At 73.7% G+C, this 25,598-nt stretch carries 21 protein-coding genes; 4 read left to right on the forward strand and 17 right to left on the reverse strand.

The genetic code is table 11. From position 1 onward, the window contains the following. Window positions 1–7: 7 nt before the first annotated feature. Window positions 8–2,230 carry a SpoIIE family protein phosphatase gene (locus DWB77_RS19825; protein ID WP_120722511.1) on the reverse strand — a complete coding sequence of 741 codons (2,223 nt, stop codon included), beginning with the start codon at window positions 2,228–2,230 and terminating at the stop codon, window positions 8–10. Window positions 2,231–2,581: 351 nt separating this feature from the next. Between DWB77_RS19825 and aspS the strand changes: the two genes are divergently transcribed. Beyond that, window positions 2,582–4,348, forward strand: a complete 1,767-nt coding sequence (aspS, locus tag DWB77_RS19830; RefSeq protein WP_120727994.1) for an aspartate--tRNA ligase — start codon at window positions 2,582–2,584, stop codon at window positions 4,346–4,348. Window positions 4,349–4,595: 247 nt separating this feature from the next. Here the strand turns inward: aspS and DWB77_RS19835 are convergent, their stop codons facing one another. Then, window positions 4,596–4,877 (reverse strand): hypothetical protein, encoded by a 282-nt coding sequence (locus DWB77_RS19835; protein WP_162952564.1) that lies wholly within the window; start codon window positions 4,875–4,877, stop codon window positions 4,596–4,598. A 328-nt stretch (window positions 4,878–5,205) separates the two neighbouring features. Here DWB77_RS19835 and DWB77_RS38940 point away from each other — a divergent pair, with 328 nt between their 5' ends. Beyond that, window positions 5,206–5,685, forward strand: coding sequence for a helix-turn-helix transcriptional regulator (locus tag DWB77_RS38940; protein WP_246033887.1), 480 nt, complete (start codon window positions 5,206–5,208; stop codon window positions 5,683–5,685). A gap of 9 nt (window positions 5,686–5,694) precedes the next feature. Further along, window positions 5,695–6,396 (forward strand): hypothetical protein, encoded by a 702-nt coding sequence (locus DWB77_RS38945; RefSeq protein WP_120722514.1) that lies wholly within the window; start codon window positions 5,695–5,697, stop codon window positions 6,394–6,396. Between the two features lie 70 nt (window positions 6,397–6,466). Here DWB77_RS38945 and DWB77_RS19850 read toward each other — a convergent pair whose 3' ends face one another. From DWB77_RS19850 to DWB77_RS19910, 15 genes are all read right to left on the reverse strand, one after another. Further along, window positions 6,467–6,715: a P27 family phage terminase small subunit gene (locus tag DWB77_RS19850; RefSeq protein ID WP_120722515.1), complete on the reverse strand. Its 249-nt coding sequence runs from the start codon at window positions 6,713–6,715 to the stop codon at window positions 6,467–6,469. A 321-nt stretch (window positions 6,716–7,036) separates the two neighbouring features. Continuing rightward, window positions 7,037–8,326, reverse strand: coding sequence for a zinc ribbon domain-containing protein (locus tag DWB77_RS19855; RefSeq protein WP_120722516.1), 1,290 nt, complete (start codon window positions 8,324–8,326; stop codon window positions 7,037–7,039). Between the two features lie 6 nt (window positions 8,327–8,332). Then, window positions 8,333–8,899 (reverse strand): phage tail protein, encoded by a 567-nt coding sequence (locus DWB77_RS19860; RefSeq protein ID WP_120722517.1) that lies wholly within the window; start codon window positions 8,897–8,899, stop codon window positions 8,333–8,335. Then, window positions 8,896–10,842, reverse strand: coding sequence for a putative baseplate assembly protein (locus DWB77_RS19865; protein ID WP_120722518.1), 1,947 nt, complete (start codon window positions 10,840–10,842; stop codon window positions 8,896–8,898). Before DWB77_RS19865 ends, DWB77_RS19860 begins: the two co-directional genes overlap by 4 nt. Next, window positions 10,842–11,282 carry a GPW/gp25 family protein gene (locus DWB77_RS19870; protein WP_120722519.1) on the reverse strand — a complete coding sequence of 147 codons (441 nt, stop codon included), beginning with the start codon at window positions 11,280–11,282 and terminating at the stop codon, window positions 10,842–10,844. The genes DWB77_RS19865 and DWB77_RS19870 overlap by 1 nt, the downstream gene beginning before the upstream one ends. Window positions 11,283–11,292: 10 nt before the next feature. After that, entirely contained in the window at window positions 11,293–13,218 is a 1,926-nt protein-coding gene (locus DWB77_RS19875; protein WP_120722520.1) for a VgrG-related protein, read from the reverse strand. After that, complete coding sequence (locus tag DWB77_RS19880) at window positions 13,215–13,940, reverse strand: LysM peptidoglycan-binding domain-containing protein (protein WP_120722521.1); 726 nt, start codon at window positions 13,938–13,940, stop codon at window positions 13,215–13,217. Before DWB77_RS19880 ends, DWB77_RS19875 begins: the two co-directional genes overlap by 4 nt. A 2-nt stretch (window positions 13,941–13,942) precedes the next feature. Next, window positions 13,943–14,380, reverse strand: a complete 438-nt coding sequence (locus DWB77_RS19885; protein ID WP_120722522.1) for a phage tail protein — start codon at window positions 14,378–14,380, stop codon at window positions 13,943–13,945. Window positions 14,381–14,424: 44 nt separating this feature from the next. Then, a complete protein-coding gene (locus tag DWB77_RS37875; protein ID WP_162952565.1) occupies window positions 14,425–18,021 on the reverse strand; it encodes a hypothetical protein in 3,597 nt (1,198 codons plus the stop codon). Between the two features lie 6 nt (window positions 18,022–18,027). After that, entirely contained in the window at window positions 18,028–18,186 is a 159-nt protein-coding gene (locus DWB77_RS37880; RefSeq protein WP_162952566.1) for a DUF6760 family protein, read from the reverse strand. Beyond that, entirely contained in the window at window positions 18,183–18,635 is a 453-nt protein-coding gene (locus tag DWB77_RS19895) for a hypothetical protein (RefSeq protein WP_246033574.1), read from the reverse strand. The genes DWB77_RS37880 and DWB77_RS19895 overlap by 4 nt, the downstream gene beginning before the upstream one ends. Beyond that, window positions 18,635–19,078, reverse strand: a complete 444-nt coding sequence (locus tag DWB77_RS19900; RefSeq protein WP_120722524.1) for a phage tail protein — start codon at window positions 19,076–19,078, stop codon at window positions 18,635–18,637. Before DWB77_RS19900 ends, DWB77_RS19895 begins: the two co-directional genes overlap by 1 nt. Before the next feature lie 55 nt (window positions 19,079–19,133). Beyond that, window positions 19,134–20,717: a phage tail sheath family protein gene (locus DWB77_RS19905; RefSeq protein WP_120722525.1), complete on the reverse strand. Its 1,584-nt coding sequence runs from the start codon at window positions 20,715–20,717 to the stop codon at window positions 19,134–19,136. Window positions 20,718–21,093: 376 nt separating this feature from the next. Continuing rightward, complete coding sequence (locus DWB77_RS37885) at window positions 21,094–21,252, reverse strand: hypothetical protein (RefSeq protein ID WP_162952567.1); 159 nt, start codon at window positions 21,250–21,252, stop codon at window positions 21,094–21,096. Between the two features lie 133 nt (window positions 21,253–21,385). After that, window positions 21,386–22,870, reverse strand: coding sequence for a hypothetical protein (locus DWB77_RS19910; protein ID WP_120722526.1), 1,485 nt, complete (start codon window positions 22,868–22,870; stop codon window positions 21,386–21,388). Between the two features lie 542 nt (window positions 22,871–23,412). On the opposite strand from DWB77_RS19910, the gene DWB77_RS38455 reads away from it, so the two are divergent. After that, window positions 23,413–25,566 (forward strand): AfsR/SARP family transcriptional regulator, encoded by a 2,154-nt coding sequence (locus tag DWB77_RS38455; protein WP_281280095.1) that lies wholly within the window; start codon window positions 23,413–23,415, stop codon window positions 25,564–25,566. Window positions 25,567–25,598: the final 32 nt, after the last annotated feature.

Consider the following 25,598-nt stretch of genomic DNA (forward strand, 5'->3'; position numbering starts at 1 on the left):
GCCGCCCTCACTCGGCTCGTGGGCCCTGGCCGCCCCGGTCAGTGGCAGCGCCTTCCCGAGCACCGCGACCCCGGCCGCCGTCAGCCTCGCCCGCCCCGCCGGTCTCGTACAGCTCGAACCAGATCGACTTGCCGTCGCCCCGGGGGTCCACCCCCCACGCGTCCGCCAGCATCTCCATCAGGATCAGGCCGCGCCCGCTCGACGCCAGCTCGCCGGGGCGGCGCCGGTGCGGGAGTTCGTCGCTCGCGTCGGCGACCTCGACGCGCAGGCGGCGGGTGCCGAGGGGGCCGCGCGCCTCGGCCACGAGCAGGGCGTCGCCGTCCGTGTGGACCAGGACGTTGGTGATCATCTCGGAGATCATCAGGACCGCCGAGTCGACCTGGTCCTCGTCCGCCCAGTCGTGCAGCAGCTCCCGCAGTTGCCTGCGCGCCCCCGCGATCTGCTCCGGCTCGGCCTGCGCGACGGTCAGCGCGGTGCGGCGGACGGCGGCGGGCGGCGCGGCCCCGGGCCGTCCGGCGAGGCTGTTGCGGCGCAGCAGCAGGAGCGCGATGTCGTCTTCGCGGCGGTCCACCAGCGGGCCCGTGGTGTGGTGCGAGGACGGCCCGTGCACGGCCTGGACCAGTTCGTCGGCGAGCTGTTCGAGATTGTCGTCGGTGTGCTTCTCCAGCACCGGACGCAGCCGCGTCCAGCCGCTCGCCATGTCGTGGCCGCCGGTCTCGATCAGACCGTCCGTGCAGAGCATGATCGTCTCGTCGGGGTCGAGGACGAGCCGGGTGGTCGGGTAGTCGGAGTCCGCCTCGATGCCGAGCGGCAGCCCGCCCGCCGTCGAGCGGATCAGCGCGGTGCCGTCCGCGGTGCGGATCACCGGGTCGGGGTGGCCGGCCCGGGCGATGTCGAGGGTGCCGGTGGCCGGGTCGACCTCGATGTACAGGCAGGTCGCGAAGCGCGGGGCATAGTCCTCGTACCCGTCGCCGTACGGGTCGGGCACCCCGTACGACTCGGTGATCCCGTACAGGAAGCGGGAGGCGCGGGAGAGGACCGCGTCGGGGCTGTGGCCCTCGCTGGCGTACGCCCGCAGCGCGATCCGCAGCTGGCCCATGAGCCCGGCCGCCCGTACGTCGTGCCCCTGTACGTCCCCGATGACCAGGGCGAACCTGCCGCCGCCGGAATCCGTGCGGGAGCCGCCGCCGGGCAGCGGGATCATGTCGTACCAGTCGCCGCCGACCTGGAGGCCGCCGCCGGTGGGAACGTAGCGGGCGGCGACCGCCATGCCCGGGATCTCGGGGCCGAGGGTCGGCATCATGGAGCGCTGGAGGCCGAGCGAGAGCTCGCGTTCGCTCTCCGCCTCGCCCGCCCTGGCCAGGGCCTGCGCCAGCATCCGGGCCACCGTGGTGAGCACCGAGCGCTCGTCGGGCGTGAAGGCGACGGGGTGCTTGAACGCGGCCATCCAGGCGCCGATCGTGCGCCCGGCCACGATGAGCGGGACGAACGCCCAGGACTGGCGGTCGAAGCGCTGGGCCAGCGGCCAGGTGGCGGGGAAGCGGCGCCGGTACTCCTGGGGGCTCGGCAGATAGATCGCCCGGCCGTTGCGCACGACGTCGGCAGCCGGATAGTCCATGTCGAGGGCCATGTCCGTGAACGGGCCGTCGTCCCCGGGGTTGTGCCCGTGGTGCCCGATGATCGTCAGCCGCTCGCCGGCCACCCCGAACACCGCGAGGCCGTCCGGGGAGAAGCCCGGCATGGACAGGGACGCGGCCACCCGCAGCACCTCGGAGGTGGAGCGGGCCTCGGCGAGCGCGCGGCCCGCGTCGAGGAGGAACGCCTCGCGTGAGCGCCGCCAGTCGCCGGTGATGGAGGGCTGGGCGGCGGTGGTGCCCGGCTGGGGCTCGGCGACCTCCTGGATGGTGCCGATGAGCAGATAGCTCTTGCCGTTGAGCATGGGCTTGGAGCGGCTGCGTACGGTACGCAGGACCCGGCCGTTCTCGTCCATGATCCGCAGCCGGACCTCGGCGAGGGTGCCTTCGGCGAGGGCGAGGTGGACGATGCCGTCGACTTCGTTCCAGTCCACGGGGTGGAAGCGGGAGCGCACGGCTGCCTCGCTCAGGGTCACCCGCTGGGCGGGCAGCCCGAGGAGCCGGGCGGCCTCGGCGTCGAGGGTGACCGTCCCGGAGGCGTTGTCCCAGCGCCACAGGCCAGTCGCGATCGCGGCCAGGACGTCCTCTGTGCGCATTGCCCCTATTTAAGAAGATGTGGGCACCGGCCGCCACCGTGGACGGGGCCGGAGGCCCCTCGGGGGTGGGTTCTTCTGCTGCGGGCCGTGCGCGGCCGCTCGCGCAGTTCCCCGCGCCCCTAAACCCCCTCGATCCTGCGGACCGTGCCCGCTTCTCGCGCAGTTCCCCGCGCCCCTTAGGCGTGTCGGTGCTGGGCACCTTCAGCCCGTCCGGCGATTGAGGACGAGCGCCGTTCAGGCGCGAACGGGGTCTGGGGCGGAGCCCCAGGGGGCGGGCGTGGCTGGGCGGTAACCTGGAGCGGTTGATTCCCGCCTGTCTCGCGATGAATCTCGCGAAGAATTGGATGAATGATGCACCGGTACCGGTCCCACACCTGCGGCGAGCTCCGCGCCTCCGACGTCGGCGCCGACGTCCGGCTGAGCGGCTGGCTGCACAATCGCCGAGACCTGGGCGGCATTCTCTTCATCGACCTGCGGGACCACTACGGCATCACCCAGCTCGTCGCCCGCCCCGGCACGGCCGGCGCCGAAGCCCTGGACAAGCTGTCCAAGGAGACCGTCGTACGCGTCGACGGCAAGGTCGTCTCGCGCGGCGCAGAGAACGTGAACGGCGAGCTGGCGACCGGCGAGATCGAGATCGAGGTCGGCGAGGTCGAGGTGCTCGGCGCCGCGAACCCGCTGCCGTTCACGATCAACGCGGACGACGGCGTCAACGAGGAGCGGCGCCTGGAGTACCGCTTCCTGGACCTGCGCCGCGAGCGCATGCACCGCAACATCATGCTGCGCAGCGCCGTGATCGCCTCCATCCGCTCCAAGATGGTCGCGCTCGGCTTCAACGAGATGGCCACCCCGATCCTGGCCGCGACCTCCCCCGAGGGCGCCCGCGACTTCGTGGTGCCCTCGCGCCTGAACCCGGGCAAGTTCTACGCCCTGCCGCAGGCCCCGCAGCAGTTCAAGCAGCTCCTGATGATCTCCGGCTTCGACCGGTACTTCCAGATCGCGCCCTGCTTCCGCGACGAGGACGCCCGCGCCGACCGCTCGCCGGGCGAGTTCTACCAGCTCGACGTCGAGATGAGCTTCGTCGAGCAGGAGGACGTCTTCCAGCCCATCGAGAAGCTCATGACCGAGATCTTCGAGGAGTTCGGCGGCGGCCGCCAGGTGACGTCGCCCTTCCCGCGGATCCCGTTCCGCGAGTCGATGCTGAAGTACGGCAACGACAAGCCCGACCTGCGCGCCAAGCTCGAACTCGCCGACATCACCGACGTGTTCGAGGGCTCGGAGTTCAAGGCGTTCGCGGGCAAGCACGTACGCGCCCTGCCGGTGCCGGACGTGGCTTCGCAGTCCCGGAAGTTCTTCGACGGGCTCGGCGAGTACGCCGTCTCGCTCGGCGCGCAGGGCCTGGCCTGGGTGCGGGTGGGCGAGGACGGTTCGCTGTCCGGCCCGATCGCCAAGTTCCTCACCGAGGAGAACGTCAAGGTGCTCACCGAGCGCCTCGGCCTCGTCCCCGGGCACGCGGTGTTCTTCGGCGCGGGCGAGTTCGACGACGTCTCCAAGATCATGGCGGGCGTACGCGTCGAGGCGGCCAAGCGGGCCGGGCACTTCGAGGAGGGCGTCTTCCGGTTCTGCTGGATCGTCGACTTCCCGATGTACGAGAAGGACGAGGAGACCGGCAAGATCGACTTCTCGCACAACCCGTTCTCCATGCCGCAGGGCGGCCTGGAAGCCCTGGAGACCCAGGACCCGCTGGACGTCCTCGGCTGGCAGTACGACATCGTCTGCAACGGCATCGAGCTGTCCTCGGGCGCGATCCGCAACCACGAGCCCGAGATCATGTTCAAGGCGTTCGAGGTCGCGGGGTACGACCGGGAGACGGTGGAGCGCGAGTTCGGCGGGATGCTCAAGGCGTTCCGGCTCGGCGCCCCGCCGCACGGCGGCATCGCTCCGGGCGTCGACCGCATGGTCATGCTGCTCGCGGACGAGCCGAACATCCGCGAGACCATCGCGTTCCCGCTCAACGGCAATGCGCAGGACCTGATGATGGGGGCGCCGACGGAGCTGGACGAGTCCCGCCTGCGCGAGCTGAACATCGCTCTGCGCAAGCCGGTGGCCGACAAGTAAGGGCTGTGCCCTTTCCAACCCCCTGGGCGGCGGCTCGGGGGGTTGGTTGTTTTTGCCCCGCCCCACCCCTTCCCGAAGTTCCAAAGTAGGGGTTCTGTCCCGCCCGACCCTGTGCCGGGCGGGACAGCGTGGAAGGACGTACTACTTGGCCGTTGCGCGGCGCACCGTGGGCAGCTCGCCCCACTGCGGGCCGGGAGTCAGAACGTGCGCATGGCCGGGGCACGCATAGAGAGTCGTCCCGGGGCCGCTACTGCTTTCTATCCAGCGGACAGGGATCGGGGCGCGCGTGCAGCTTCAGGCGGCGCACAAGGGCCACGTCCTCGAAGGTCCGGGCGAACGTCGGGTGTCCGGACAGGCCCGTGTGCGTCATCATCGCCAGATCGGCGGCCTTGAGGTCTGACGTAGTGGCCAGCGTCCACAGGCAAGCACCGTCAAGGCAGAGGGCCGACACGGTGATCTCTCCGCGCGGGTGGGTGCCGATGGAGTGCTTTACCGGCCGGATTACGGCGCGGGGGGTTCTCACTGCCACGACGACCCCACAGGGCGAGTCCACACGCGCGCCTGCCAGACCTCGGCGTCTGTCGGCGGGCGGAGCCTGTTCGGCGGGGCGGCCCACTCGGCACCCCCGCCCGGCGGTACGAGGTACATGCTGCCTCTGAACAGGCGGCGCGCCTCCCCGATCCGATTGTCTGCCGTGTCCACTGCGTAACTGCCCATCGTGGGCGACCAGTTGTCCGCCATTGCTTCTCGCCGTCCCCTCGAACGTCGTGAGCCTTGATCGTGCTGCCGCGAAGGGATGCCGACCAGCGGCCCCGTGTAGGCCAGCTGTCGGCCAGACTGGGCACATGTCGGGGAACATGGGGGCCACCATCCGGCGCGAGCGGAGACAGCGCGGGTGGAGCCAGGCACGCCTAGCGCGGGAGGTCTGCCGAGTTGCCGGGGTTCAGGGCGAACCGGTCGGCCGCCAAGAGGTCAGCCGATGGGAAACGGGGAAGCGCACGCCCCGCGACTGGTTGCCGTTCATCGCTGCCGCTCTCGGCGTGTCCGTGGATGCGCTCACAGCGCCGCAAGGGCCCGCTGAATCTCCGTTGCCGACGCTCGCCGACTACCTGCCCGCCGATGACCCGCTAGCACCCCTCGGCGCCCGCACGGGGCGACGCATCGGCATGGAGCAGGTAGGCGACTTGCAACAGCGTGTGCACGGCCTGCGGCTAGCCGATGATGTTCTAGCTGGTGGCGACCTGATCCGTCCCGCGCTCCGCGAGCTCCGGTCGGCCGTGAAGCTCTACCGGGAAGGCAGCCACACCGGAGAGGTTGGCCGCGCACTCCTGCGTTAGATCGGCGAGTTGGGGCAGATCGCCGGATGGATCGCGAGCGACGCCGGGCAGCACAGCGAGGCGGAACAGTTCTACCGGCTAGGACTCAGCGCCGCCAGGCAGGCAGAGGATCACACCCTAGCCGGGAACCTCGCCGGGTCACTGGCCTACCAACTCAGCAATACGGGCAGGGAAGTTGAGGGAATCCAGCTTGCCCGCGCCGCTCTCGATGCGGCCGGAACAGACGCACCGGCCAAGGCTCGCGCGCTGTACCTCGACCGGGTGGCCTGGGCGCACACCAAGGCCGGTGAATTTCAGCCCGCCATTCGGGCACTCGGAGAGGCCGGCGAGGCACTGAGCCAGGACAGAAAAGGGAGCGAGGCGCCGGCCTACCTGTATTGGGTTGACTCCGGCGAACTACAGGTCATGGAGGCTCGTGTCTATACGGAGCTGCGCCGACCGCTCCGCGCTGTTCCGCTGCTTCGGGACGTACTCAGCTGGTACGACGCGACCCACACCCGGGAGCTTGCCCTGTACCTGTCGTGGCTCGCCGTTGCCCTCTCCGATGCCAACGAACCCGAGGAGGCGGTAACCGTCGCCGAACGCGTGATGTCACTTTCCGCCGACGTGGCCAGCGAACGAACAGCAGAGCGTGTGCGAATCGTGCTCGCTCGTCTGGAAGAGTTCCACGACATTCCAGACGTCCGGGCACTGCTCGACGGTGCTGCATAAACGCAGGAAGCCCCCGCACCCGTCGCCCTGGCGTGGGTGACGAGCACGGGGGCTCTGGTGGTGCTGTGGGTCAGTCCCACACGCCCGAGTCGTCGCCCTCGGGCTCGGGTGCCGTGATGGCAGTGCGGGCGCTCGGCGACAAGCTCAACTCGCAGATGTAGCGGGCGAGTTGGGTGCGGTACTGGGCTGCGATGGTGGCCGCGCCGTTCTTCACGGTGCCACGCTCGGCGGTCACGATCAGCCCGCGCTCGGACAGGTCCCGCTCGGCCTGGTCGATGCGGGCGACGCACACACGTCGGCCCGGTTCTGTCCCTTGCATGGAGCAGCTTGCCGCGCTCCAGAACTGTCAGTCTGGAACTTCGGGGCTTCCCGAAACCCTCCGGGGGTGGCGGGGCGGGGGCCGCCGTTTTCGTCCGCGGGCCGTGGGTGGCTGGTCGCGCAGTTCCCCGCGCCCCTAGCCGGATCGGTGCTGGCCAGCACCTCAGCCTGTCCGGCGATTGAGGACGAGCGCCGTTCAGGCGCGATACGGGGTCTGGGGCAGAGCCCCAGGGGGCCCGGAACCATCCAACCCCGGGGCACGGGCGGGTGGGTGGGCGACGTGCCCGGGGTCTGGGGCGGAGCCCCAGGAGGGTGGCCCGGGTCAGTTTTTGGAGCGGGCGAAGAATTCGACTTCGGCTATGGCCACCTGCTTGTCCTTCGCCGCGCCGAACGCCGACCGCAGGGTCAACCGAACCGACGCCGCATCACGCACACGCACGTCGATCCGCTGCACCCCGCCGTCGTTGAGCGAGCGGTGCGACACATGCGCCTTGCCGCTCGTGTCGGTCACCAGCAGGTCGAACTCCTGCGGACGGGCCTGCTCGGACTGCTGCCCCTGCCGCTTGGACGTACCCGGGGTGATGAGCAGCGCCAGCAGATCCGTGGGCTGGCCGAACGTCGCCTCCAGGTACGTGCCCTGGGCGTCGCCCGCGTAACCCGTGCCCCACCAGGTGTTGGAGTAGCTGTCGCCCGCCAGCTCCGGGCCGTGCTTGGGGTCCCAGTGGGACGCCGTCCACGTCGCCGGGTGGACCGCCACGCGCTTGGCGAAGTGGTCCTGTACGGCCCTCGCCGCAGGCGGACCGCCGAAGACGCCGCCCACGACGAGCGCCACCACCGCCGCGGCCGTCAGCGCCCGCGCGATCCAGCGCTTGCGGTCCCGGTGCAGCGGCGGACGCTGGCCCGCGTACGGGCCCGTCGCGTTGTCCTCGCGGCGCGGGGTGAGCGGGGTCGCGCAACTGCGGCAGAAGCTGCGGTGCTGGTGGTTGGCGGTGCCGCAGGCGGGGCAGGGCGTGCCGTTCTCCGGGGCCGGCGCCGGGGTCGCCGCGCGGACCTTGGGCCGGGCCGCCTCCGGCCGGCCCGGCAGCACGGTCCCGGGGGCCTCGGGCGCCCGCGCGGTGGGCTCCTGGACGGGGACCAGCAGGGCCCGCGCCGCGTCCGACACCGAGGGAGCGCGCGTCTCGGGGTGCGGGGTGACGGGTTCGTTGGCGGCCGCGTCGGGGCGTACGTCGGGACGTACGTCGGGACGTGCCTCGGTACGCGCGTCCGGGCGCGCCCCGGGGGTCACCTCCGGGAGCGGGGTGGTGTCCCCGGCGGAGGCACCCGCCGCGGACCCGGCGGGCGCCGCCGGGGCCGCGGTGCTCGCGGCACCAGCGCGGTCCGCAGCACCCGCACCCGCACCCGCACCCTCCGCGGGGTTCGCGACCGCCGGGATCGGGGTCGTCACCGCCTCCGGGGCCGTGTCGGCGGCGGCGTCGGGGGCGGGGGCGTTCGCCGGCGGGGCGGCCGGGGCCGACCAGCGCAGGAAGGCTCCGCAGGAGTCGCAGAACGACTGGCCGGTGGCGCGGGCCGGGGTGCCGCAGTCGGGGCAGGGGACCATGGCCGGGGTGGTCATGAGAGGTCAGTTCCCTTCGGGAGTCAGGGTTTTCGCGGATACCTCGGCCGTGAAAGGGAGGTGGGCGGGGCGGGCCGCCGCCACCACCGCCTGGAGGCGGTGGGGGTCGACGGAGGACGGGTCGGAGAGGCGGAGGGTGACCCGCAGCGACGGCTTCGGGTCGCCGGGGAACGGGCCAAGCGGACGGGCCGACCAGGCCGCGCCGCCGCTCTCGCTGATCTCGGGGCGTACCCCGAAGGCGAGGTGGACGGCGCGTGACAGGCCCTGGGCGGTGCCCCGGACCCGGTGCAGGGAGACCGCCGTCGCCACCGCGTGGCGGCGGATCTCCAGCGGCTCGGTGCCGTCGAGTTCGGTACCGACCCACCCCGTCAGCCAGTCCACGAAGTCCTCGGGGGCCAGCGCCGGGTCGAAGTACGCCTCCAGGCAGTCCAGGACGTTGAACAGCGGGGCCAGGACCACGTCCAGGCCTTCGACGAAGCGCTGGGCGAGGTCGTCGTCCGCGTACACGGCGGGCAGTTGGGCGCCCAGCGGGTGCGAGGAGGCGAGGCCGTCGACGGATCCGCGCGTGCTCATCGGGCCTCGATGACGCGGACGCGGTGGTCGAAGGGGAAGAGCAGCGCCGACGACGAGAGGTCGATGCGGTCGGTGGCGTCGCCCCGGCGGCCGGTCAGCGGGTCCGCCGGGTGCAGCAGGACCTCGTCGACGAGCTCCACGCCCGGGACCCGCTGGAGCGCCGCGAAGATCTCGCCCGCGCGCAGCGGCCGGCCGAACGGCCAGCCCGTGCCGTGGGCGCCGCCGGTCAGCGGGTCCAGGTAGGAGTACAGGGTGTTCAGCGCGTCGTCGCGTACGTGGTCGGCCTTGGCGGCGCGGAACGCGTGCAGGGTGGCGACCACGGTGACGCCCTGGTAGAACGGCGGCCCCACCGCGAGGCGGGTGCCCAGCGGGCGGCGGTCGTCGAGGAAGGACGTGACGCGGCCCAACAGCTCGTCGCCCGGGACCAGTTGCTCGAAGCGCAGCCGTCCGCCCCGGTCGGGCACGGCCTGCGGCACGACCAGGACCCGTACCGCGTTGTCGCCCGACTCGGCGGCGTCCGCGGCGAGGCACGCGATGCGGGCGGTCTCGGGGGCGGCCCTGCGGGCCAGCTCCTCGTAGTCGCGGGCGGTCACCGCGCGCTCCTGGGCGCGCAGCGCGATCGGCGCCCGTATCTTGGCCTCCTCGACGGTCTCGCCGTCGACGCCACCGCGCGCCGCCTCCCGGTTCTCCACCCGGGAGATGTACGGGATGGAGCTGCGCAGCACCTGGATGGCGCCCCGGGCCACATTGCCGGAGCGGCCGCCGCCGGTACCGTACTGGGAGGCGCGGATGGCGGCGCCCTTGAGGGGCACTGCCCCGAACTGCCTTACGCTGCCGTCGGGTTGGCGCACCGAGGGGCCGAAGGCGAGCTCGCCGGTGGCCGCGTCGAGGGTGAAGTGGCGGTCGAAGGGGCTGGAGGACGCGAAGTCGTCCACCGTCTCCCACTCCTCCCAGCCCTCGCCCGCCGACACCTCCAGGCGCACCCCGCCGACGACGGGCGCGTGCGCCAGCATCAGCCGCTGGCCCGGGACGCCTTCGGACTCGCCGAGCGACTCGTCGCGCACCGACTCGGAGTGCGAGACCCGGGTGGTGCCGCCGATGGTGAAGGCGGAGGCGCCGCGCACGGTCGGCGAGACGCTGTAGAACGGCTGGCCCGGGGCGGCCTCCACCACACGGCAGCGCAGCCAGCCCGCCTCCAGGCGGCCCATCCGGGACACGGCGTGCGTGGTCGGCATGTGCAGGACGACCTCGCCCGGCCGGTTGAGGCCACCGGTGGTGTCCTCGGCGACCTCGCACTCGCTCCAGCCGTCCGCCGTCCACGCCTCCCACACCAGCGGAGGCTGGCGCGGGTCGACGCCGACACCGTCGACGCGGCTCTCCAGGCGCAGCACCGCGGTGCAGTGCGGCAGCGCCGCCGACAGGCCGAAGAGCAGGACGTCGCCGGGGAGCGGGCCGGAGCTGAACACCGAGACGTCGGTGTTGCCGAGCACGTCCTGGGAGCAGTCCTCGGGCGCGGAGCCGGCGGGCTGGCGCAGGACGTGGGTGAGGGTGCAGGGCACGATCGTCAGGTCGTTCTCGGACGCGAAGACCACCGCCTCCTCGGTCTCGGTGCGTCCGGTGGCGACCTCGGTCCCCCGGGGCAGCACCACCGGTTCCGCCTGGGGCGCCGAGAGCCAGAACGTCACCGAGGCGCGGGCCGCCGACGGCGGGAACAGCGTCACGCCCAGCAGGTCGAGGAAGGCCAGCTGGTTCTTCTCGGGGACCCGGTTGAGGCGGTACACGACCTGATCGGCCATGTGCGCGACGGCTTCGATGAGGGTGACACCCGGGTCGGAGACGTTGTGGTCGCTCCATTCCGGGCAGCGCTGCTGGATGTAGCGCTTGGCGTCGTCGACGAACTGCTGGAAGCGGCGGTCGTCGAGGTGGGGTGCGGGCAGAGCCATCAGTGTCGTTCGCTTTCGCCGGCCGTCGGGCCTGGCTCGTCGCCGCCCTCGGAGGGAATCACATAGAAGGGGAAGACGAGGCTGCGCGGGTTGTTGGTGCCCCGCACCGAGTAGCGCACGTCGATGTGGAGCACGGTCGGCTCGTCGGGCGCCGGGGTGACGGTGACGTCCTCGACCTCGATCCTGGGCTCCCAGCGGTCGAGGGAGGTGCGGACCTCGTAGCGGATGCGCCCGGCGGTCGCGTCGTTGACGGGCGCGAACACCAGGTCGTGCACGGCGCAGCCGAACTCGGGACGCATGGGACGTTCGCCCGGCGCGGTGGCGAGCACCAGGCGCATGGACTCCTCGATCTCGCGGTCGCGCCGGGCCAGCGCGATGCCGCCACCCGGCTCGGTGCGCATCGGGAAGGCCCAGCCGGCCCCGACGAAGTGTTCGCTCATCTCAACTCTCCTAGATGATCGGCGCGCCGTTGACCAGCGGGGCCGCCGACTGGATGGAGAAGGCGGGCGCGTTGACGAGGATGGTCGCGGAGTCGATGGTGAGGTTGGCGATCGCGTTGATGGTCGTCGCTCCGATCGAGTTCAGCGCCAGCATGCCGCCCGCGCCGATGGACGCCTCGCCACCCGCCTTCACGTCGAACGCGAGGCCGGCCTTGACGTTGATGGCCATGCCCGCGTCGATCTCGATGGCGCCGCCCGACTTCAGGCTCAGATTGCCGCCCGCCTTCAGGGACAGGTCGCCACCCGCCTCGATGTCGACGCTGCGGGTGCCCCGGATGTCGACGCTGCCGTCGCTGTGGATCGTCAGGGAGGTGCGGGCCTCGTTCATCTGGATGTGCAGCCGGCCCCTGCCGGTGCGCAGCCGGATGCCGCTCTCCATCCGCGCGGCCCCGCCCGATTCGAGGATTTCCAGGGTGTGGCCGCTGCGGCCGGTCAGCGAGCGCCAGTTGATCTCGCCGCTGGTCGGGTCGACGGCCGGGTAGTTGTCGGGTTCCCGGGTGTGCTTGTCGATGCCGTTGTAGAGCCCGGCGATGACGTACGGGTGCTCCAGGGAGCCTCGGTCGAAGGCGCACAGCACCTCGTCGTTGACCTCCGGGAGCAGCAGCCCGCCGCCGCCCTTGCCGCCGAACTGCGCGACCCGGCACCAGTCGCTCTCGTACGTGGCGGACAGCCACGGGAACGACAGCCTGACCCGGCCCATGCGCAGCGGGTCCTTGGTGTTGGTGACCAGGGCGACCGCGACGCCGGGCATCGGGGGCGCCTGCTCGGTGCCGCCCGAGGCGAGCCCGTACAGCGAACGGAACTGGCGGCCCGAGACCGTCAGCCACGTCGTGTACAGGTCACCGGAGGCGAAGACGTGCCGCACGCCGGTCGCGGTGTACTTGCCCTCGAAGGGGAAGCCCGCGCCCTTCACGGCGATGGGGGTGCCCGGCTTGAGCTCGGGGTTGCCGGTGATGGCGACCTCCAGCTCGGCGAAGGCGCCCGTCACGTCGTCGGCGAGCGCCTTCGCGGCGTGCGTGACCTGGGACAGGGTGGTGTACGGGACGTGGGTGGCGGTGAGCTCGGAGGCGCCGAACGGCAGCGTCACCTGGCCGGGCGTCATGTCGGCGGAGATGTCCTTGCTGGTGACCGCGGGGACGGGCGCCTGCAACTTCTGCCGGGTGCGCATGTCCCAGCCGCGCACATTGACCTTTCTGACCTGCCCGGCGGCCGTCATCGTGGCCCGGCTGTGCAGGTTGTTCGCCCCGAAGTCCAGGACGTACGGGCTCTGCGCGGCCGGGGTGGTGTCGGACGGGGCGCCGGAGGCCGGGTCGAGCCCGGCGAAGTTGAGCTTGCCCTGGTTGTCGAAGGACAGGCGCACGTCGTTCTCGGCGGCAAGGCGCGACAGGAAGTCCCAGTCGGTGATGTTGGGCTGGGTCGCCAGGTCGTACACCGCCGAGGTCGACTCGATCTTGCCGATCTTGAGGCCGTTCTGACCGGCGATGCGGCGCACGATGTCGGAGGCCGTCATGTTCGGGTAGCCCTCGACCCGGCGGTTGCGCAGGAGGCGGTGGCCGGGGTCGTAGCCGCGCACCAGCAAGTGGCGGCCGCTGCCGGGCTCGGAGTCCATCTCCAGGGCGGTGACCTCGCCGGTCATCATCGGGTCGCCGCGCCGGCCGTCGGTGAACGGGCTGATGATCACCTTCGCCCCGATCTTCAGCATCGGGAACTTGGTGGTGAGCTTGGAGTCCTTGTCGCTGAAGGTGAGCTGGAAGGCGGCCGGCACGTTGACCGAGGAGTCCACCCAGCCCTCGACGAGGCGCAGCGCCAGCGGGTCGGGCAGCACGGTGCCGTTCAACTGCACGTGCAGGACGGTGGTGAAGGTCTTCTCGGTCACGTGGTGCCCTCCGAGGAAGCAGGCAGCAGCAGCTCGGTGCCGGGACGCAGCCGCATCGGGTCGTCGATCTCGTTGGCCTCGGCGATGGTGCGCCACTGGGTGGCGTCGCCGTACTCGCGCCAGGCAAGCGACGCCAGCGTGTCCCCGGCGACCGTGCGGTGCACCCGGCGCGCCGACAGGGCGCCCGAGGTCGGGTTCTGGCGCTTGGTCTCGCTGGCCACCTCGGTCAGCGCGAGCGTGCAAGTGGCGCGCAGCGGCATGCCGTTGGGGCTGAACAGGGTGTAACTGGCGTTGACGCTGGTGACGTACGCGACGAACTGGACCGTCGAGAACGAACCCCAGCTGAACTCCACCCACGGCGGCGAAGGCGCCTTCGCGCTGATGCTCTGCGAGGTCACCTCGCAGCACGAGAGCAGCAGTTCCACCTGGCTCTGCACGGTGTTGGAGCTGGGCGTCCCCGAGGCGTCGAGGAACACCTCCAGTTGCAGCGAGGCCGGCATCGCACCGGTGAACTTGGGCGGCGCGCCCCGGTTGTAGGAGATGGCGGGCGTGGTGATCCAGTTGGCGGACCGGCCCAACTGCACCTGTGAGGGGTTGAACTGGAACTTGACCTCGCCGATCCGCCCGCCCATGGAACCACCGAGGTCGGTGGGGGGCTGGTGGATGGCGAGGGTGGCACGGGACAGGCCCTTGGCGGCCTTGCCTCCGACGGGAGCTGCCATGCTCACGCACCTCCCGCGTCGGTGAAGCCGTGGTGGGCGATCTCCAGGGTCTCGGTGGCCACGCTCGGGCTCGCCGGGTCGAGGCTCGGCCCCGTCCAGCGCACCGGAAGCACCTCCACCAGACCCCACTGCGCGACGATCGAGCCGTCGGCGCGCAGCGCCGCGATCTGCGCGGTGGGCCGGGTGATGCCGGTGGCCAGTGAGGAGATCCAGGCGGCCACCTTGGAGGTGTCGGCGGTGAGCGGGCGCGTCAGGCGGATCGTGGAGAACGTGACCCGGGTGGGCAGTTGCCACACGAACCCGTTGTTGCCGCCCTCTTGGCGCTGCTCCACCTCGACCTCGGAGGCGAGACCGTCGCAGCCGTTGAACAGGCCGAGGTTCTGGCCGTCGATGGTCAGCTTGAAGAAGACGGTGGAGCCGGGGTCAAGGGTGGAGGGCATGGGGTGTTCTTCCGTCGGTGGGAGTGGTCACGGGTCGGGTCGGGTCAGCGGTCGCGCAGGCGCCCGAGCCGTTCGCGGTCCCCGCGCAGTTCGGCGCGGAGCAGCCGCGAGAGCGGGGCGACGAGACGGCGGGCCAGCGCGTCGATGTCGGGCGAGGGCTGATCGGCGTCCGGTACGGGCGCGGCGGCCTGGGTGGCCGAAGCCGTGCGCTGTACGGGCGGCGGATCGGACCGGCGCTGTACGGGGGCGGCCGCCGGGGCGGGAATGGGCGGCGGGGGGCTCGGCGCGGGAGCCGGCGGGGCGGGCGGCGGGCTGTTGCGGCGTACGGGCACCACGGGCGCCGGGGTCGGCTCGGCGGCCCGCTGCACGGTGGGCCGTGCCGTGCCGGGCCGGGGCGCGGGGCCGCTCAACGGCACCACCGGACGGCTGTCGGCGCTCGCGGGCGCGCGCCTGAGCGGGGCCGGCGCGGGCGGGACGACCGGGCCCGGGGTGCTCGGGACGCTCTGGTGCCGGGTGGTGAGCGGACGGGCGGAGGCGAGCGGAGGGCCCGCGAGGGGCGCCCGCTGCAAGGGAGTCGGGCCGGGAACGCGCACCTTGCGCAGCGGGGTGGCGGGCTCCGCCGGCGCCACCGGCTCGGCCGGGGGCGCCGGGGCGGCGGCCCGCTGGACGACCGGCGGCTCGGGGGTGGGCGCGGCGAACGGAGAGCGCTCCGGTGCCGGGGCCTGCGCCGGTGCGGGGGCCGGGGTGATGGGGGCGCCGATCAGCGGACGCCGCCGCGCCACGTCCGGACCCGTGCTCTGCACCCGGCTGACCCGGCGCACGACGGGCTTGCGCTGGACGGGGGGAGCGGCCGGAGCGGCCGGAGCCGCCGGGGTCGGCGCGGGCGCGGGTGCGGGGGTCAATACGGGCGCGGGGGTGGCGGGCGGAGACTCGACCGGCTCGCTGGGGCGCCGCACCACGCCCACGGGGTCGAGGTGGTGCGAGGGACGCGTCGGCCGGGGAGCGGACGTGAGGGACCGCCCCGGCGCCGCGAACCGCTGAACAGGCGTCGGCAGCAAGGGAGTTGACCCGCTACCGGCGACCGCTCGCGCCACAGGCATCGGCGTCGGTACGGAAGCCGGCCCGCCGGGGTTGAGGCCGCGTACCGGCGTCGACGGCACCGAAGCCGACCCGCCCGGGGTCAGGCCGCGTACCGGCAGGGGCGATACGGGAGTTGACCCACCCGGAGCGTCGCCGCGCACCGGCATCGCGTCACCGGCCGGGCTGCTGTGCGGCGGGTTCTGGGCGGCCCGCTGCGGGCTCGACGACAGCGGAGCCGTATCGGGGCGGCTCGTCGGCGCCGTGACCGCCCGCTGCACCGGAGCGGTCGCCCCGGACGCACCCTGGGCCCCCTCCGCCGAGCGGGGCCCCGCCGGGCCGGACGAGGGCGAGCCCAGCCCCCGCGCAACCCCGGGCGCCCCCTGACCGGGACTGCCCGGCGGGATCGACGAGGGCCCAACAGGGCTGGTGGCGCGGGGAGTTGAGGAGCTGGGAACCGCCCCGGAGGGAGCCGCGCCCGAGGGAAACGACCCCGAGGGGCTCGACCCGCCCGGAGCCGCCCCGAGGGGGGCCGCCCCGAAGGGAGCCGATCCGGATGCCGCACCCGGAGCCGTACGGGCGGGCCCCGAGGCGTCGGCCGCGGGCGAGACCGGGGTCGCGGCGCGCTGGATGGAGGCGGGGGCGTCCGCCGCGCGGGAGGCCGGGCCGCTGCCGGAACCGGGCGGGGTCGCGGCGGGGCGCCGGGCGGGGTGGGCCGTCGCGCCGGGCGGCACGGCGGTGGAGCGCTGGATCGGGGGCCCGATGGGGCTCGCCGGCACCGGCCGGTCCGCGCGCCGGGGCGCGGACGGTGCGGGAGTCGTGGGGGAGGTCTCCGTCGCCGGGGCAGGCCGGGTGGCGCCCTCGCCGCGTACGGGCAGGGCGTCGGGCGCGGCCGGGGTCGGCGGCGTGGTGCGCTGCACGGCGGGGGTCGGGCCGGACGCCGCCGGGGTGACCGAAGACCGACCGGGGTTCTCCGTCGGGGCGCTCTCGGGGGCGGCGGCCCGCTGTACGGCGGGGGTGGAATGCGCCGCGCGGGACCCGCCGGGGCCGCCGCGCTCCGAGGCTTCGCTCCCGCCGGGGCGGCCGGTGCCGGCCCCCGGAACGTCCGCCCGTACCGGGGGCGTGGTGGCGCGCGGCTGGGCCCGCTGGACGGCGGGTGCCGGGCCGGGGGTGGAGGAGGGGTTGGGCGTGGCGGCGTGCCGCACGGCGGGAGGCGACGCCGGGTTGTTCCGGGCGTCCGCCGAGGGCGAGGCGGCCCGCTGCACGGCGGGACCCGGGCCGGGCGCGGCCGGGGGCGATGCGGGGCGGGGCTCGTTCGTGCCGTCGGCGGAAGGCTCAACTCCCGGTGCCGCAGGGCTGGTTGAGCTGCCGCGCGCGGGCGCGGGGGTCGCGCCGGGGCGGTCGGCCGGGGTACGCGGAGGCGTCGCGGCGCGCTGCACGGCGGGAGCCGGGCCTGCCACGGCGCCCGGGGTGTTCGGGGCCGCCGCCGGACGCGTGCCCGGGGGCGTGGCCGAGCGCTGCACGGCCGGTGTCGCGCCGGATGCGGCGGGGGGCGCCGGGGTGGCCGGACGCGAGGCGGGGCCGGGCGTCGAGGCGGACCTCGGGGCGGACGCCGGGCCTGGCGTCGGACCGGCGCGCTCCGCAGGGCGTACGGGGGGAACAACTTGGTCTCGCGCAGGGCCGGTTGAGGTGACGGCGGGCGATCCCGGAACCACGCCGGGCGTACTCGCGGGACTCGCCGGGGACGCGGCCGAGCGCTGCACACCCGGAGCCGAACCGGACGTGGACGGCGTGGCGGCCGGGGCCGCCGGGGTGTGCGCGGGACCCGTCGAGGGTGCGGCCGGGCGCCGCGTGGCGCGGCCCGAACCGGGCGCGGCGGACGGGGTGTTGGCCGGGGCGCTGGTGGCCCGCTGGACCGCCGGAGCCGGACCGGCCGCCCCCGAACCACTCGCCGGAGCCGGACCGGGTGCCGCCGAACCGCTCGCCGATGCCGGACCAGCCGCCCCCGAACCGCTCGCCGGGGCCGGCCCCGCCGCACCGTTCGCCGTACCGCCCGAAGGCGTGGCGGATCGCCGCGCGGCCGGTGTCGCGGCGGCCGGTGCGGGCGCGACCGCGCGTTGTACGGGAGCCGAACCCCAGGCCGGGGCCGAAGCCGGGGTGGCTTCGTCCTCGGCCGGGGGCTCCGGGGCCGGCCGGCTCGCCACCGGCAGGCGCAGGAGTTGCAGGGGCAGGGGCGAGGGGGCGCCCGCGACCGGGGTCAGGGCGTTGTGGAGGACGCCGTGCGGGGCCGTGGGCGAGACCGCGTGGGTCAGCGGACGGACGACGGAGAGGTCCTGGTGCGCGGCGAGGGTCGAGCCGAAGCCCGACTCCGCGGTGAGCCGGGGGGCGGCCAGGGCGCGCTGCATCGGGGCCGTGGCGGCCCAGCCCCCGTCGGCCGGGGCCGGGACGGGAGCGGGGTCGGGTGAGGGCGACGCGGGCGAAGCCCCCGTCGCCTCGCCGGCCTGCCCGGCACCCCCGGCATCCCCGGCCTCCGGCCGGTTACGCCGGCGCTTGAACAGGCCCATCCCCCGTCACCGCTCCCCTTCGCCTTGTTCCACCAGTGCCGCCACCCGCCGTACGTACGCCCGCCGGTCCGCATGCTCCAGGTCGAGGATGGAGTCCATGTCCCAGTGGAAGTGGTAGGCCAGGTACGCGGTCTCCTCCTCGATCCGGTCGGCCGCGTACGTCACGATTCCCCCAGGCGGCTCCCGGCCAGCTCGACCTCGAAGGACTGCTCGCAGTGCGGGCAGGCCACGGCCGCGCGGGTGTGCCCCTCGGCGTTGATCTGCCGGTAGAAGTCCTGGAGGAAGGCGAGGTCGGAGGCGAACATGTTCTCCACCGTGCCGTCGTGGACGTCACCGAGCGTGCCGAGCCGGGTGATGACCCGGCCCAGCAGGACCACCGACAGGTACGCCGGGTTCTCGCGGACCCGTACGTCCCGCAGCGGCAGCAGCTCGTCGCGGGCGGTGGCCAGGCGCATCGCGCCACGCCGGTGCACGGTGCCCGACTCGTCGACGTAACCGCGCGGCAGCTCGAACTCGAACTCGGTGCGCAGGGTTTCCCGCGCACCGCCCGAGGCGGACGGAGTCTCGGCCCCGGCGACCGCGCCGCCGGGAACTCCAGGACCTTCGCGGCGCATTACTCGATGACCAGCTCTTCGAAGGTGATGGAGACCTGCTCGGTCATGGCGGCGGCGTCGCCGGCCTTGACCGCGCTGATCTCGACCTTGTTGCACCAGGCGTTGCGCAGGTGGTAGCGCTTCACCGGGTTGTCCTGGTAGTCCATCATGATGATCGAGGCGTTCTTGCGCGCCGACCCCATGTTCCCGTCGATGGACTCCTTGATCCACTCGGAGAACGTGGCGGACTGCGTGGCGCCGCGCGTCACCGTGCACTCGCCGGCCTTCTTGACGCCGGGCAGCTTCTTGATGACCGGCTTTCCGTCGGCCGAGACCTGCTGGTACTCGATGACGTCCTGCTCCATCGAGAGGCTGCTGACCTCCTGCAAGTACTCGACCATGATGCCGTCGATCTGGAGGCCGAAGTTGTGTGTGGTGAGAGCGTCACCGGGCTGAAGCGACATGCTGGGTTACTCCTGTTCGTGCGAAGTCGGCTATGGGTGGGGCGAGTTGGGGGGCCTACTCCTCCAGCTCGCCGCCGCCGCCCGAGAACTGGGCGAGCCGGAACACGACGAACTCGGCGGGCTTGACGGGCGCGATGCCGATCTCGCAGACCACGCGGCCGAGGTCGACCGACTCCGGCGGGTTGGTCTCCGCGTCGCACTTCACGTAGAAGGCGTCCTCGGCGCGCTGGCCGAACAGGGCGCCGTTGCGCCACTCGTTGACCAGGAAGGCGGAGATGTTGCGGCGGATGCGGGCCCACAGCGCCTGGTCGTTCGGCTCGAAGACGACCCACTGGGTGCCGATCAGGATCGACTCTTCGAGGTAGTTGAAGTAGCGGCGCACGTTCAGGTAGCGCCACGCCGGGTCGGAGGCGAGGGTGCGGGCGCCCCAGACGCGGATGCCCCGGCCCGGGAAGGCGCGGATGCAGTTGACGCCGACCGGGTTCAGGAGGTCCTGCTCGCCACGGGTGATCTGGAGTTCCAGGTCGACGGCGCCGCGCACGATCTCGTTGGCGGGAGCCTTGTGGACGCCGCGCTCGGAGTCGTTGCGGGCCCAGATGCCGGCCATGTGGCCGGACGGCGGGACGACCTTGGTCTGGCCGCTGGACGGGTCGAAGATCTTGATCCAGGGGTAGTACAGGGCGGCGTAGCGGGAGTCGTAACCCGCCACCTCCATGCGCCATTTGCGGATGTCGCGGGCGTTGAGCCCGGGCGGCGGGTCGAGGACGGCCATGCGGTCGCCCATCAGCTCGCAGTGCGAGACCAGGCCGAGCTGGACGGCCTTGACCTGCTCCAGGTCGATCAGGCCCTGCTGGTAGGCGGCCATCAGGTCCGGCGCCGCGACCATGTTGATCTCGTCGAAGGCTTCCAGGCCGCCGAAGCCGGTGCGGTCGGCGGAGTCGCCGATGAACTGGCCGGACTCGATCCGGGCGACCGTGGTGCCGGGCGCGGTCGGCGCGGGCGCGGCGGCCGGCGGGGCCAGGGTGATGGCCTGCGCGTCCGGCTTGGCGAGCTGGGCGCCGGCCGTGGCCTCCTCGACGGAGATCGTCTTGGAGCGCTGCTTGACCTGGGTGACGACGTAGTTGCGGGCCGACTTCTTCGCGCTGACGTCGAAGTTCTCCACGACGGTGTCGCCGTCCTTGACGACCAGCTTGAAGCGGTCGCCGTTGCCCTCGCCCTCGGCGTCCTGCACCTCGACGGTGAGCGCGCCGCCGGCGCCGGAGCCGGCCGCGATCGCGGACACCTTGAACGTGCCGAGCGCCACGGCCTCACCGGCGGTGATCGCCTGCGGGGCGGCGGTCGAGGACTGCGGGGCGGCCTGGCCGGCGCCGTTGTCCGAGCCGCCGACGCGGACCACGTAGGCGGCCGTGCCGCCGTTGTTGAAGAAGCCGTAGACGGAGTGCGCCAGGTAGTACCCGTCCGTGAACTCGCCGAACTCGGCGACGTACTGGGACCAGTTGGTCACCAGCGTCGGCTCGTTGAGCGGCCCCACGGGCGCGAGCCCGACGAAGGCGGCCACCGAGGTGCCGACCCCTTCGATGGGGCGGGATCCGCTGGCGACTTCCTCGACGTAGACGCCGGGGGACAGGTAGTTGGGCACGGGAAGCTGCTCCTTGTTACTGGGTGTACGGAGGTGTGGGCCGGCTCCCCGAACCCGAGGGGCCCAACTGGGCGCGGGGCGGACGGCTCACTCCGAATCCGAGCCGCATGCGGTTGTCCCGCCCCCCGAAACGCTGCCACCGGCCCATTACCCCTCAAGGCTCGCGTAGCGCGGGGGCCGCGGGGAGGGAAGAAGGTGCGTGGACGAGGGCAGCACAAGCTGCCCTTCCGGTCATCGGCGCGGGTTCGCCCGGCCGGATCGGGTACGGCGGACACCGGGCCCGTACCCGTACCCGTACCCGGCCCCGGTCCCGTACCCGAACTCGTACCCGCTCCGGACTCGTACCCGCGTCGGCCGTTTTCTCACCGGGGTCCGGTCAGCCGTCCTCGTCGGCGCCGAGCGCCACCGGGGCCGGGGCCGGGGCGGACGAGAGGCGCCCGGTGCTGAGCCGGTTCGCCTCGCGGACCTTCTCCAGGAGTTCCTCCCTGCGCCGCTCGGCCTCGGCCGCCTGCTGTTCCGCACTGCTGTCACCCATGGCGCGCACCCCCTAGGCACGTCTGCCGGTCCCTCCGCGGCTCCCCGTTCCGTGAGGGTGGTAGCTGTCCGTACTCCCAGCAGCGTGCTCCCCCGACGGCCGACCTGACCAGGGGGACGGTGCCTCAACTCACCTACGGTGCATCCGAGTTCGGGTTCTGCTGGGGCCGGGCAACCCGGAGCGTCATCGGGTTGTTGAAGTAGCCGGAGGCCGCCTGCTGCTCGTGGAAGCTCTCGCCGGGGCCGCCGCCGTACACCCGGAAGAACCAGGAGCGGCAGGTGTGGTCCTCGAAGTCCTGCTGGAGCTGGAGCCGTGGCATGCCCCGCTTCTTCTTGACCTCGGGGTCGCTGACCAGGGCGGCGAGCACCTCGTCGAACTTCGCCTTGAAGGCCTGCTGGTCGTCGCTCTCCAGCAGCGGCTTGAGCTGGGCGAACCAGCCGCGGCTCGCGTTGGCCCGCTGGAGCAGCACCTCGTACAGCTCGGAGCGGGCCTTGGCGTCGAACTCGTTGCGGGCGTAGTTCTCCAGCGTCACCTGGCAGGTGCCGTCCAGGGAGCGCGCCACGACCGCCGCGAAGTGGTAGCCCCAGACGTCCTCGCCGCGCTCGGCGGCCGGCGACACCGAGTGGTCGAGGCCGTCCTGCGCCAGCATGCTGAAGATCGCGAACCCGTCGCCGGGGCCGGGGGAGGCGTACTTGTTGATGCCCAGGCGTTCCTCGGTGGCGTCCCGGCCGCCGTCCCGGGTGGCCTCGCCGTAGCGGCGGCCGAGGTCGGGGGCGGGTGCGTGAGCGCCGTCGGCGGCGGCGACCGCGCCGTCCACGTCGAGGGTGGAGGTGGTGTCCCGCGCGACGGCGTCGGCCAGCCGGTTGGCGCGGGTGTCACTGTCGGAGTTGGGGGTGAGCAGGAAGTTTCCGTCGCCGCCGCCGAGCACCGCCTGGGCGCGTTTGGCGTGCTCGGAGCCGATCAGGCTGCACGCCACCGAGATGCAGGTGGAGCGCAGCAGCGAGACGAACGGGCCGAGTTGGCTCTGTGCGGTCGCGTCGCGCACCACGCTCGGCTGCACCCGCAGCAGCCGGTGGCCGCCGACGCCGATGCTGCGTCCGCCGGTGACCAGCTCCACGGTGCTGTTGGCCGCGCGCAGCGCCTCGTTGGCGCTGTCCACCACGGCCTGGACCGCGTAGAACTCCTTGGGTTCGGCCACCCCGTGCACGGCCAGCGTGCCGTCGTCGGCCACCCGCAGCGGGGCGTCGGCGGGCCCCACCTCGGCGAGCTCGTACCGCAACCGCTCCCGGATGTCGCGGGGTTCGCCGCCGCCACCCATGGCGACCTTCGGCTCGGGGCCCTGCGCGACGAAGAACGGACCGCGCTCGCCGGGCCGGTCCTCGGCGTCGTAGCTGCCGCCCTCGTGGGTGGCGATCCGCTGGAGCGGTACGGACTCCCGCTCGCGGGGCTGTCGTTCGCCCGGCTCCCGTTCGCCGGGCGCGGCCGGGGCGAGCAGCCGGGACAGCGCGGCGTTGCCCACCGTGCGGTGGAGCTCGGCCAGCGCCGCGTTCTGCCGGACGGGGGCGGCCTGCGGGGTGTCCTGCGACCGCTCCGCCTGCCGGTGCAGCTGGATCCGCACGCTGGTCCCCCCTCGCTCGTCGCCTCGCGATTCTTCGCGCGCATATGTCGGAACGCAGGAGGCGTTCGGCCCGTCTTGGGGCAGGGAGGGTGCCCTTTCGACCGGTTACTCGCGGGATACAGGGGCAGTTCAAGCCAACTCCTTGTGCGATACATGTGCTGATGCGGGCCTTCGGGAGGTCCTGGCGTAGCGTTTCGGTGGGCCGGACGAACAGGATCCGGGGGGCCGGAAGGGCAAGCGTCGGGGGACGAGTCGGCCGGGGCAGGAAGAGGAAGAGGCGGCGGCGCGTGACGGATTCCGGCGGAACCGGCGAAGGTGGCACAATCGGGGGCATACCGGGAGGCGTGGGCTCCGGCGTGCCCGGGGGCGTGGCCGGGGGCGTGACCGGAGGGCTCAGCGGTGGCATGGCTGGAGGTGCGGGCGGGGGACTGTCTGCGGGTCGGGCCGATGGCCGGATCGGAGGGGTGGCCGGAGGGCTTACCGATGGCATGGCCGGAGGTGCGGGCGGGGGCCTGTCTGCGAGCGGGGCCGGTGGCCAGACCATGGGGATGGCCGGGGGGCTCAGCGGTGGCGTGGCCGGCGGGCTGCGGTTCCGGATGCTCGGGCCGGTCGAGGGCGACTTCGACGGCCGGGCCCTGCCGCTCGGTCCGCCCCAGCAACGCGCCCTGCTCGCCGTCCTGTTGCTCCGCGCCGGCCGGCCGGTCTCGATGCCGGAACTCCTCGACGCGATCTGGGGCGAGCGGCTGCCCCCGCGCGGCGTGGGAACCCTGCGCACCTATGTCTCGCGGCTGCGTACCCTGCTCGAACCGGACCGCCCCGCGCGCACCCCGGCCCGCCTCCTGGTCTCCGCCGACGACGGCTACGCGCTGCGGGTTCCCTCCACGGCCCTGGACACCGCCGTCTTCGAGGCGCGGCTCGCCGAGGCGGCACGGCTGCGGGGCGCGGGGGACACGGCCGCCGCCCACCACGAACTCACCGGCGCGCTCGCCCTGTGGGGCGGCAGCCCCCTCGCCGGCCTGCCCGGCCCGCACGCCGAGCGCCAGCGCGACCGGCTCACCGAGCTGTGGCTCTCCGCCCGCGAGGACCACTTCCACGGCGCCCTCGCCCTGGACCGCCACGCGGCGACCATTGCCTCGCTGCGCGCGTTCGCCGCCGAACACCCCCTGCGCGAACGCGCCCAGGCCCTCCTCATGCTGGCCCTGCACCGGGCCGGCCGTCAGGCCGACGCGTTCGCGGTGTACGAGACGACCCGCCGCACCCTGAGCGAGGAACTCGGCGTCCCGCCCGGCCCCGAACTGTCCGCCCTGCACACCCGCCTGCTCAACCGCCACCAGCCCCCGACCGCGCCCGACCCCCGCCACCCGTCCAGGGACCGGGCGTCCACCACGCCGGGCTCGCGCGCCACCGACCTCCGTCAACCGTCCGGGGACACCGCGCGGGGCTCGCGCGCTGCCGACTTCCGTCAACCGGCCGGGGACGGAACGCCCGGTGCGCGCGGCTCGCGGGCCGCCAACTCCCGCGCGTCGTCCGGGGATCGGGCACCCGGCGCGTCGGGCCCGCGCACCACTGGCTCCCGCCAACCGTCCGTGGACGGCGCGTCCGCCGCACCGGGCTCGGGCACCCCTGTCCCCCGCCACCCGTCCGGGGATCGGGCACCCGGCGCGTCGGGCCCGCGCACCACTGGCTCCCGCCAACCGTCCGTGGACGGCGCGTCCGCCACACCGGGCTCGGGCACCCCTGCCCCCGCCGCCCGTCCGGGGAAGGGACCCCCGCCGCGTCGGGCTCGCGCACCACCGGTCCCCGCCACCCCTCGGCGGACCGGGCGTCCGCCGCACGGGCCCCGCGCCCCACCGACCCTCACCACTGGCCCGGGGCCGGGACGCCTGCCGCGCGGGGCTCGCGTACTGCCAAATCCCGGCAGCCGTCCGCGGATCGGGCGTCCCTCACGCCGGGTTCGCGCCCCACCGACCCTCACCACCGGCCCGGGGACGGGACCCCCGCCGCACCGGCCCCGCGCCTCACCGGCCCTCGCCCATGGCCCGGGGCCGGGACCCCCGCCGCGCCGGGTTCGCGCCTCACCGACCCTCACCAATGGCCCGGGGACGGGACCCCCGCCGCACCGGCCCCGCGCCTCACCGACCCTCGCCCATGGCCCGGGGACGAAACGCCTGCCGCGCGGGGCTCGCGTACTGCCAACTCCCGGCAGCCGTCCGCGGATCGGGCGTCCCTCGCGCCGGGTTCGAGCCTCACCGACCCTCACCACTGGCCCGGGGACGGGACCCCCGCCGCGCCGGGTTCGCGCCTCACCGACCCTCACCACCGGCCCGGGGACGGGACCCCCGCCGCGCCGGGTTCGCGCCCCACCGACCCCCGCCAACTGTCGGGGGACACCGCACCGAGCCCGCGCACCACCGCCCCCCGCCACCCCTCGGCCGACCCGGCCCCCGCCACGCCCCGTGCGTCCGACGATTGGCGGTCCTCCGCGGAACGGATCGTCACCGCCTCGGCCGCGCGCGCGGCCGACCCGTGGTGGTCCTCGGCGGATCGGGGTGCCGTCACCCCGGGCTCGCACGAGGCCGGCCCCCGGCGTCCCTCCGCCGAACAAATCCCCGCCCCGCACGCCGCAGGCGCCCCGCACGCCGGTGCCGTCGAGGAGCGGCCCACCTCCAACCCCGCTCAACTGCCGCACGCCATAAGGGACTTCACCGGTCGGGCCGGCGACCTCGAC

The sequence above is a fragment of the Streptomyces hundungensis genome (assembly GCF_003627815.1).
GTDB classification, from domain to species: Bacteria; Actinomycetota; Actinomycetes; order Streptomycetales; family Streptomycetaceae; genus Streptomyces; species Streptomyces hundungensis_A.